Annotated in this window: 4 protein-coding genes; all 4 read right to left on the bottom strand. The window is 69.5% G+C overall.

What is annotated here, in order from left to right:
• A partial coding sequence (locus tag AC1DOC_RS30240; RefSeq protein ID WP_478131182.1) for a hypothetical protein occupies positions 1-368 on the bottom strand: 368 nt, incomplete at its 3' end.
• Entirely contained in the window at positions 365-1,591 is a 1,227-nt protein-coding gene (locus tag AC1DOC_RS30235; RefSeq protein WP_478079332.1) for a formate dehydrogenase subunit gamma, read from the bottom strand. The genes AC1DOC_RS30240 and AC1DOC_RS30235, both read right to left, overlap by 4 nt.
• An 11-nt stretch (positions 1,592-1,602) precedes the next feature.
• Entirely contained in the window at positions 1,603-1,857 is a 255-nt protein-coding gene (locus AC1DOC_RS30230; RefSeq protein ID WP_027730200.1) for a hypothetical protein, read from the bottom strand.
• Positions 1,854-2,245, bottom strand: a 392-nt coding sequence (locus AC1DOC_RS30225) for a 4Fe-4S dicluster domain-containing protein (RefSeq protein WP_478131181.1), incomplete at its 5' end; no start/stop codon positions are given. The genes AC1DOC_RS30230 and AC1DOC_RS30225, both read right to left, overlap by 4 nt.

The following is a 2,245-nucleotide window of genomic DNA, read 5'->3' as shown; positions in this document are numbered from 1 at the left end:
GTGCTGGGCGGCGATGCGGCCGTGGTGGCCGGCGAATGCGCGCCCGCAGCCTCGATGGGCTTGGCTTCCGCCGGCGGCGTGAAAACGAAGGGGCCGGGGTCGGCGCAGGGCGGCGTGGCAGGCGCCGGCGGCACCGGCTTGCCGGCCGCGGTGRCGCTCGCGCGGTACTTGGCCGCGACGCGGTCCTGCGCCTGGCAGAGCTTGTAGGCATCGACCTTGCCGCTCCAGGCGGTCTTGGCGGCGGCTTCGGCGGCCTTGGCCTTGGCTTCGGGGGTGGCGGGAGGCGGCGCCAGCTTGGCCCAGGCCGCGGGCGCGGCCAGCGCAAGCACCAGCAGCGATGCGCAAGAAAGATTCAACGGCAGCTTCATGAGGGTGTTCCTTCGGCGGGTCTCACGGGCCGCGCGGCCGGTGCAGCGGCCGAGCCAGCCGGCGCCGTGCGCTGCGCAGGGATCTTGCCCGCGGCGATGTCGTCGTACCAGAGTTCGTGATGCTCCCGGGCCCAGGTCTCGTCGACGTAGCCGGTGCGCATGGCCTTGTAGGCGCCCGTCATGCCGAGCGTGCCGATGTAGATGTGGCCCATGATCATCGCCATCATCAGCAAGGTGGCGACGCCGTGCACCATGTGCGCCACCTGCATCTCGCCGCGCGTGTAGACGAAGCCCGGCAGCAGCTTGTCCAGGAAGAGCCCCGAGCCGATGATGAAGAGGCCGAGGAACAGCACGCCGCCCCAGAAGACCAGCTTCTCGCCCGCATTGAAGCGGTGCGACGGCACTTCCTTGCCGCCGAACAGGCCGCCGAAGCGCGCGAGCCATTGGAGGTCGCTGGCGCGCGGCAGGTTGTCGCGGATGAAGGTGAAGACCATGAACACCGTCGTCACCACGAACAGCGGCCCGACGAAGTTATGGACGTTCTTGAGCGCGTAGGCAATCCAGCCGAAGAGCGCGCTGCCCATCCACGGCATCAGGAAGAACTTGCCGAAGGCCATCACGATGCCGGTGATGGCCAGCGTGACGAAGGCAATGGCGTTGGACCAGTGCGTGGCGCGTTCGAAGGGCGTGAAGCGCTCGATCTTGCGGCCGGTTTCCTGGCCGTGCAGGCGGATCGGGCCGCGCGTGAAATAGAAGATGGCCAGCGCCAGCAGCACGACGAACAGCAGCGCCGCGCCATAGGGAATGATCCAGTCGTTGCGCACCTGGCGCCAGGCTTCGCCGGCATTGGTGAAGCGCGAGCCGGGGTACTGCACGAAAGGCTGGATCAGGTTGCCGGCCTCGGGCGCCTGGCTTTTCGGCAGGCTGCTGTAGCCGGTCACGCCCTGCCCCACCTGGCGCCACATCGGCGCGTTGTTGCCGGGCTGCACCTTCATGCGCTCGCCATTGGTCTGGTTCGCGTAGTTGGGGTCGGCGCTGGCTTCGGGCTTGACCTCGAAGATGTTCTGGCCGCGGATGCCGCCCACGGCGGCCTCCGGCGCGGCGGTTGCGGCAGGTGCCGCGGGTGCGGACGCCGTTCCAGGGGCGGCCGGCGGCTGCGCCTGCGCGAAGGCCGTACCCAGCACGGCACAGCAAAGAGCGAGAGCGGTCAGCGCTTGCTTCATGGGCTCTCCGTTCAGTTCTCTTTGTTGTATTCGTTCTGCCCGTTCTGCGCGCGGGTCTTGAGCTGCTGCTCCCAGGCGGTCTTGTCGCCGACCTTCCAGCCGGGCGCGGTGAACACCGTGCCGGCGTTCTCCTGGGTGCCCGTGCCGCTCCAGGGCACGGCGTCGTGCTTGACGCCCTGCGCGTTGGTCTGCGGCTTCTCGCCGCAGGCCGCGAGGCAGGTTGCGGCCAGCGCAACGCCGGCGAAGACGAGGCCCGGCCGCTTCACTTGCGCACTCCACCGGCCGGCGGCGTGCCGGCCTGCTGCGAGCCGTAGGCGGTGCCCCAGCCCCAGACTTCGGCGCCCTTGCCGCGCTGGACCACGCGGGTGCGGAAGATGTCGGCCACCACGTCGCCGTCGCCGGCCAGAAGCGCCTTGGTCGAGCACATCTCGGCGCAGGCCGGAAGCTTGCCTTCGGCGAGCCGGTTGCGGCCGTATTTCTCGAACTCGGCTTCGGAGCCGTTGGCCTCGGGGCCGCCGGCGCAGAAGGTGCACTTGTCCATCTTGCCGCGCACGCCGAAGGTGCCTTGCGAGGGGAACTGCGGCGCGCCGAACGGGCAGGCGTACGAGCAGTAGCCGCAGCCGATGCACACGTCCTTGTCGTGCAGCACCACGC

Source organism: Variovorax sp. 01T439_2 (assembly GCF_056398445.1).
Note: the sequence above shows the minus strand (reverse complement) of the source record. Positions and strands in the feature narration are given on the sequence as shown.